8 protein-coding genes are annotated in these 6,801 nt (G+C 58.2%); 7 read left to right on the top strand and 1 reads right to left on the bottom strand.

What is annotated here, in order from left to right:
• The 6 genes from VGL70_24860 to VGL70_24835 all read left to right on the top strand — a co-directional run.
• Positions 1-612 (top strand): Crp/Fnr family transcriptional regulator (locus tag VGL70_24860; GenBank protein ID HEY3306765.1); only part of this gene is annotated, 612 nt, incomplete at its 5' end.
• 129 nt (positions 613-741) lie between these two features.
• A complete protein-coding gene (gene msrA, locus VGL70_24855) occupies positions 742-1,302 on the top strand; it encodes a peptide-methionine (S)-S-oxide reductase MsrA (protein ID HEY3306764.1) in 561 nt (186 codons plus the stop codon).
• Positions 1,303-1,438: 136 nt separating this feature from the next.
• On the top strand, positions 1,439-3,100 hold the full coding sequence (locus VGL70_24850; GenBank protein ID HEY3306763.1) for an ATP-binding protein: 1,662 nt from the start codon (positions 1,439-1,441) through the stop codon (positions 3,098-3,100).
• A complete protein-coding gene (locus tag VGL70_24845) occupies positions 3,097-3,471 on the top strand; it encodes a response regulator (GenBank protein ID HEY3306762.1) in 375 nt (124 codons plus the stop codon). The genes VGL70_24850 and VGL70_24845 overlap by 4 nt, the downstream gene beginning before the upstream one ends.
• 20 nt (positions 3,472-3,491) lie before the next feature.
• Entirely contained in the window at positions 3,492-4,562 is a 1,071-nt protein-coding gene (locus tag VGL70_24840) for an adenylate/guanylate cyclase domain-containing protein (protein ID HEY3306761.1), read from the top strand.
• 55 nt (positions 4,563-4,617) lie between these two features.
• Positions 4,618-5,067, top strand: coding sequence for a desulfoferrodoxin family protein (locus tag VGL70_24835; GenBank protein HEY3306760.1), 450 nt, complete (start codon positions 4,618-4,620; stop codon positions 5,065-5,067).
• A gap of 20 nt (positions 5,068-5,087) precedes the next feature.
• On the opposite strand, the gene VGL70_24830 is transcribed toward VGL70_24835, so the two are convergent.
• The gene (locus VGL70_24830) at positions 5,088-5,801 is read right to left on the bottom strand and encodes a carboxypeptidase regulatory-like domain-containing protein (protein ID HEY3306759.1); all 714 of its coding nucleotides are present in this window, start codon (positions 5,799-5,801) and stop codon (positions 5,088-5,090) included.
• 259 nt (positions 5,802-6,060) lie between these two features.
• Between VGL70_24830 and VGL70_24825 the strand changes: the two genes are divergently transcribed.
• Positions 6,061-6,801: AAA family ATPase (locus VGL70_24825; GenBank protein HEY3306758.1), on the top strand; the 741-nt coding region annotated here is incomplete at its 3' end.

Raw genomic sequence — 6,801 nt, 5'->3', positions numbered from 1 at the left:
CAAAACATGGCGCTGACGAAAGTAAGAAAGAAAGATCCGATCTTTGCTCAAGGTGAGTCTGCCAATATGATATTTCTGGTTCTCTCAGGCACTGTAAGGCTGTCCGTCGTCAATCAAGAAAACAAACGGGTAGTTGTGACGCTTGTCCCTCCTGGCGATCTTTTTGGATTGGGATTTTTATTTCCGGAGATAGGACAACCGTTTGATGCCGATGCATTTAGCGACTGTACCATTGGGACTCTTAAGCGGGAGGTCTTTGCGGAGATCCTACTAGGAGTCTCTTCTGAAGCGTATCTCCGTTGCAGCGAGCTGTACATGGGCCGGCTCTGGCGAATGCTTTTGCGTTGTGTTCGAGGAATTGGACTTAGTCTGCGTAAGCGTTTGGCACTCGAGCTTTTGGAATTGGCCGCCTCTTTCGGAATAGACGACAGCCGGGGAACGATTCTGACTGTCACACCGACGCACGAAGATCTTGCCAATTCGATTGCGGCCTCGCGCCAAAAAGTCACCGAGTGCCTAGCGGAGCTTAAGCGCAAGCGTGCTGTCATACAGGATGGGCGTCGGCTGATTGTTGTGCCTCGAAAGCTCCATAAAATTGTGGAGAAGGGTTAAACGGGAAAGGCAAGGAGACAAATCGTTTCCCACGATTGGACCAAGGGTCATGTCCCTAAACGCAGTCTTGGTGACAATAGGCGGCTACAAGATTGACCGGTCGCTTTCAATTGCATATGGTACGTATCGATGGCGACCGGGCGAAATACGGAGGCCGCCGTGTTCGGCGGCGGCTGCTTCTGGTGCACCGAGGCGGTGTTCGACGAGTTGAGCGGCGTCGTCTCCGTGATGCCCGGATACGCCGGCGGACGCGTGAAGAACCCGACCTACGAGGAAGTTTGCGGTGGAGATACCGGCCACGCGGAGGTCATCCGCATCGAATTCAATCCGGGCGAGATCGGCTTCAAGGATCTTCTCACCGTTTTCTTCACCACGCACGATCCGACGACGCTCAACCGCCAGGGCAACGACGTTGGCACGCAGTACCGTTCGGTCGTTCTTTACGCCGACGAAGAGCAGAAGCGGCAGGCCGAGGAGGTCATCAAAGAATTAAACGAGACGAAGGCTTTCGGCAAGCCGGTCGTCACAACGGTGGAGCGGCTCGGCGAATTTTATGATGCCGAAGATTACCACCAGAAGTACTATGCGAAAAATCCCTACCAGCCCTACTGTCAATTCATGATTCCACCCAAGCTCAAAAAACTTCACAAGCAGTTCGCGGAGCTGCTCAAATCTCACGCTAAAGGCTGACTCGGCTGTCTTAAGTCACGCCGCCTCGCTCGATTGGATTCTCGCTCCGCCTGTTTAGGAGAAACTATTAACTTTGCCTTGACGAATGTTACCGGCGTGTTAGCATCTCCACGCGCATCGTCCCACGGGTGAGCAGGTGTCCAAAGAAAAAGTCACCGGCCCGGATAACGTTTTGGCTTCGGCTCAGACGGCAACGGGCTGGGAAGAAAGATTCGCGTATTTTCTCCTGATCCGCACGCCGCTGGGGAGATTGGTCCGGTGGGTGGCGGGGATCAAGTCCTCGGTTCACGCCAAACTACTCACGGGTTTTCTCATGGTCGCGCTGCTCATGATCGCGATGGGAGGGCTGAGCCTGCAAGCGATCACCCGAACGTCCCGCCAGAGCCAGCTTCTCGATGAGGCGCACAAGCGGGTCGACTGGTCGCGCCAGATCCAGCATGCGCTCGCCTTGCAGATGAACTTTACCGCCATGGCCCTGCTCTTGCGGGACAAGGCCACGGTCGATCGGACCTTGCGCGAGAACAACCGCTTCAACAACACGCTCGCGCTGATTGAAAAAGAGGCGCGGCCGGAGGAGCGGGAATTGATCCAGCGCATTCGCGCGGCCCAGGACGAGGCTTTGACCGCCGTGGCCGACATCGCGAACCTCCTGCGCGACGGCAAGGTCGACGAGGCGATGCGGCTGCAACTGGGCAGCGGGTATCCGACTTATCAGAGAATCGAAGGGCTGGTCGATCAGGTCGTCGCTTTCGAAGAGGAGCAGATGGCGGGAATCAGGGCCAGCCTCGCCCCGGCGACTCGAAGAACGCTGGTTCTGACGGGAGTCTTTGTGGGCAGCTCGATTCTCCTGGCCACGTTGCTGGGGTTTGTCATCTCCTGGTCGTTTATTCTGCCCGTGCGTGAGGCGCACGGCTTTCTCACGGAGGTGGCGAAAGGGAATTTCGCCGCCACGATCAATGTGCCCAATCGCGACGAATTCGGCATCCTGGCCGACCGCATGAACCAGATGAGCTGGGAATTGCAAACTTTGTATCAGAGCCAGGAGGAAGCCTCCCGCGAGCTTAAAAAACTCAACGAACAACTCCAACAGGCGAGCCGGGCAAAGTCCGAATTTCTCGCCAACATGAGCCACGAGCTGCGCACGCCGATGAACGCTATCCTTGGGTTCGTGGAAATGCTTCTCGACGACATCTATGGCGACGTTCCGCCCGCGCTCAAGGAGCCGCTCACCGACATCCAGGTGAACGGCAAGCACCTGCTCAACCTGATCAATGACGTACTCGATCTTTCCAAGATCGAGGCGGGCCGCATGGAACTGAATTTGGCCGAATACTCGGTCCAGGAGGTTCTGGATATCATCGGGAGTTCTCTGCAATCGCTCGCCGCGGAAAAGGGAGTGGAGTTCGTTGTCGGCGCCGAGCAAGGTATTCCTTTGGCCCTGGGCGACGGCAAGCGGATAACCCAATGTCTCATGAACCTGGCGGGCAACGCGCTGAAATTCACCCGGGAGGGACGGGTCGAAGTCAGGGCCGAGCAGAGAGGGGACCGGTTGCGCTATCGAGTCTCGGACACGGGGATCGGAATTCCCCAGGACCAGCTCGAAAATGTCTTTGGGGAGTTCCGGCAAGTGGACGCCGCCATCACGCGCGAGTTCGGCGGAACCGGACTGGGACTGAGCATCACCAAGAAATTCGTCGAAATGCACGAGGGGCGCATCTGGGTCGAGAGCGAACTGGGAAAGGGCTCGACGTTCTTCTTTGAGATCCCGTTGCGTCTGGACGGAGGAAAATCATCATGAACGGCAAAACCATCCTGTACGTGGAAGACAACGAGTACAACCTGAAGATCGTGCGGCAGCTCCTGAGCCGTACCTCTTACCGCTTGATCGAAGCCGTCGACGGCGAGCAGGGGGTGGCGACGGCGCTCCGGGAAGTCCCGGATCTGGTTCTGATGGATATTCAGCTCCCCAAACTTTCCGGGCTCGACGCGACGCGCCGTATTCGCACCGACCCGAAGACCGCTCACGTTCCGATCGTCGTCATCACCTCGTTCGCGCTCAGCGGCGACAGCGAGAAAGCGAAGGAGGCCGGCGCGTCCGCTTATCTGGCCAAGCCGTACAGTCCGCGCGAGCTGCTGCAAATGATTCGCAAGCTGGTTCCCGAGAATTGAGGCGGCGAAAGGAATAGGACATGGCGAATCGATCTTTTCGCATCCTGGCCGTCGACGACAATAAGCAGAACCTCGAGCTCCTGAGGAAGGCGCTGTCGGCGGCAGGGTACGAGGTCGTCACGGCGCTCGACGGCCCCGCGGGCCTCGGCCTTATCGAGAGCGCTCCGTGGGATTTGGTCTTGCTGGACGTGATGATGCCGGGGATGTCCGGCTATGAAGTCTGCGAGCGCATCCGCGCGAACGAGGCCACCCGGCTCCTTCCCGTGGTGATGTTGACCGCTCTCAGCGAAGTATCGCACCGGATTCGCGGCATCGAAGCGGGCGCCGACGACTTTCTCTCCAAACCTTTCAACCGGGAGGAGCTTCTGACCCGCGTCAAGTCGCTCCTCAGGATCAAAAAGCTCCATGACGACCTGGAGACGAAGAACGGCCTGCTCCGTACTCTGTTCGGACGATATGTCTCGGAGAAAGTCGCCGCCGAGATCGTGGCCGATCCCGGGCGGCACTTGAAGTTGGGCGGAGAGAAGCGCGAGGTCACGGTGCTCTTCGGCGACCTGAGGGGATTCACGCCGCTCGCCGAGCGCCTCGACCCGGAAGACGCGGTCGATATTCTCAACGTCTACCTGACCATCGTGATCGACACCGTTTTTGAGTTCAGCGGCACGCTCGACAAGTTTCGTGGCGACGGCTTCATGGCCTTCTTCGGGGCGCCGATGCGTCGCGACGACGATCCTGCCAATGCGGTCCACTGCGCCCTCGCGATGCAGGAGCGGTTGAAGGGCGTGACCTTCCCAAAATTCCCCGACCTCCGTCTCCACGTGGGAATCGGAATCAACACGGGCATCGTCCTTGCGGGCAACATCGGCTCCGAACGGAGAACGGATTACACGGTGATCGGCAACGAGGTGAACGTGGCGCAGCGTTTTGAATCGAATGCCGGACCGGGGCAGATCCTGATCACCGGCAGCACTTACGAATGCGTGAAAGATGCGGTGGAGGTGCGCGATCTGGGGCAACTGAGAGTGTCGGGGAAGCAAGACGGAGTCCTGGCCTACGACGTGCTCCGCTGGCGCGAGCCGGTCGCAGGTTGATGGGGTGGCAAGACAGGCCGTCGGAGATTCTCAATACAACACAGGAGGGACGAACATGGAACACGGTTACGGGCAACGGGTTGCGTGGACGATCGCGGCGCTCGGTTTTTATCTGCTATTTCCAGCGGGCGATCTGAAGCTCGCCCGGGCGGGACAGGAAGAGCAGTTCACCCCCGAGTTCAAGGAGCTGCGTAAATCAATCGACCCGAAGCATACGCCGAAAATCACGGCGCCGGATTCCGTCAAGCGCGGACAATGGTTCGACGTTACCGTCAGCGTGGGGACGGGCGGCGAACATCCGTCGCTAACCGAACATTTCGTCCGGTACATCGCTCTCTACATCAACACCGCCGAGATCGCGCGCGTCTATCTGCACCCGGTCTACTCGTATCCCAAGGTCACGTTTACGATAGCGCTCGATGAGGGCGGGTCGCTCCGCGCCGTCGAGGAGCCGACCCATTCCGCCGCCTGGGAGGCGGCGAAAAAAATCGCCGTGGTTCCTTAGGCTGTCAAAGAAAGGCGGGCCTATTTCTTGGGCATCGCCACCGAGACGCTCGTGACGCCCTTGGTTGCAACGGTGACGTCCTGAGTGACCGTGCCGAGGCTTTCTTGCCAAACCTGTAGGGTGTATTTTCCCGGCGGCACGTTTTCGAGGACAAACTCTCCTTGCTCGTTGGTGACGGCGTAAAAGGGATGCTCGGCGACCACCACCCAGCCGCGCATCCAGGAGTGGAGATCGCATTCGACCCGGAGCACCTCGGGTTTTTTGAAAACGATCGAGATGGTCCGCGCATGCGGCTGCGCGCGGTTAAACGGGGCATTCTCCTTGCCGCCGCCTCGCACATTATGCAATAGCCGGTCGCTGTTCAAAAAGTCCACGGTCCCGCCGACCGGCACGACGACCACGCGCGGGACGAACGCGCACTGCTTCTGATCCATTTTCACGGAAGGAAAATTCGCGTCCCACTTCGCGCCCGGCGGAGGGGTTTGGAGCGACACGACCGCGTACCGAATACCGTTGGACGAGGATACCACCAAATCTTCGCCTTCCTTGTCTTTGCCGCAGATGTATTGATCGATCGTGACCGAGAGCTTTTTCTTTTCCTGGGGTGCCCCCGCGTAGCGGACTATTCCTTTGAGGGTCTCTCCCCGCACTGTGCCGGCGGCGATGAAGCACCCGATCGCCACGCAAATGACGACGGAAAGTTGCTTGGCTCGATAAAAAATACGATGTTCCATCGATTGTATCCTCACGATCGTCGTTCTCTCGGTGTAAAATAATATCCAACCGTTAACACACGCTCCTGGGTTAGTCCATACGTTACATTTTCTCCGATTGTATTTCGGCCAGCCACCAGTCTCAAGCGCGGAAAGTTTAGCAGCGGATCGGTACCTAACGCATAACTCCTATTCTTTGCCCTGCCTGTCTTGCGACATGCGATCTTTTCCCTGATAATAGCTCGTAGCCCGCACGAGATCCTCCGAGGGCCGAAGCGCCATGTACAATAATTTTTTTGGCTTCCGCGAGTCGCCGTTCAACGTCACTCCGGATCCCCATTTCCTCTGGGTGAACCCCACCTACATGGAAGCCTTCGCCACGCTGCAGTACGGCATCGAGGAGAAAAAAGGCTTCGTCCTCATCACCGGCGAGGTGGGAACCGGAAAGACGACCTTGCTGCGCAAGCTCATGCGCACGATGGGATCCTCCATTCATTCGGTTTTTATCTTCAACACCTACCTCACCTTCACCGAGCTGCTGCGCCTCATTCTCCGCGATCTGGGCTTGCCGGCAAAATCCGAGGACCGGATCACCATGATCGAGGAGCTGAACGCTTATCTGATCGAACAGCTCACGCGGGGTCACGTCGTCTGCGTGCTGATCGACGAAGCGCAAAATCTGAGCGACGACGCGCTCGAGGGCATCCGGCTCCTGTCCAATCTGGAGACCGACAAGGAAAAGCTGATCCAGATCGTCTTGATGGGCCAGCCCGAGCTGAAGGAAAGACTCGATCAGCCGCAGCTCCGCCAGTTGAAGCAGCGCGTCGTTCTCGAGAGCCGGCTGGCGCCTCTCACGAACGAGGAGGTGCGCGCTTACATCGATTTCAGGCTCAAGGCGGCCGGCTATGAAGGCCCGGAGCTGTTTCGCACCGATGCCGTCGAGCGGATCACGCTCTATTCGAGAGGCATTCCTCGCCTCATCAACGGCATCTGCGATAACGCGCTGCTGACGGCCTACGCC

The sequence above is a fragment of the Candidatus Binatia bacterium genome, assembly GCA_036504975.1.
Taxonomy (GTDB): Bacteria; Desulfobacterota; Binatia; order UBA9968; family UBA9968; genus JAJPJQ01.
This window is presented reverse-complemented; position numbering and strand designations above follow the sequence as displayed.

What these genes read in the sequence shown, in the direction of transcription:
- VGL70_24835 (HEY3306760.1), top strand. Translation starts at nt 4,618, where the DNA reads ATGGAACACGGTTACGGGCAACGGGTTGCGTGGACGATCGCGGCGCTC.
- msrA (HEY3306764.1), top strand. Translation starts at nt 742, where the DNA reads ATGGCGACCGGGCGAAATACGGAGGCCGCCGTGTTCGGCGGCGGCTGC.
- VGL70_24830 (HEY3306759.1), bottom strand. Translation starts at nt 5,801, where the DNA reads ATGGAACATCGTATTTTTTATCGAGCCAAGCAACTTTCCGTCGTCATT.
- VGL70_24845 (HEY3306762.1), top strand. Translation starts at nt 3,097, where the DNA reads ATGAACGGCAAAACCATCCTGTACGTGGAAGACAACGAGTACAACCTG.
- VGL70_24840 (HEY3306761.1), top strand. Translation starts at nt 3,492, where the DNA reads ATGGCGAATCGATCTTTTCGCATCCTGGCCGTCGACGACAATAAGCAG.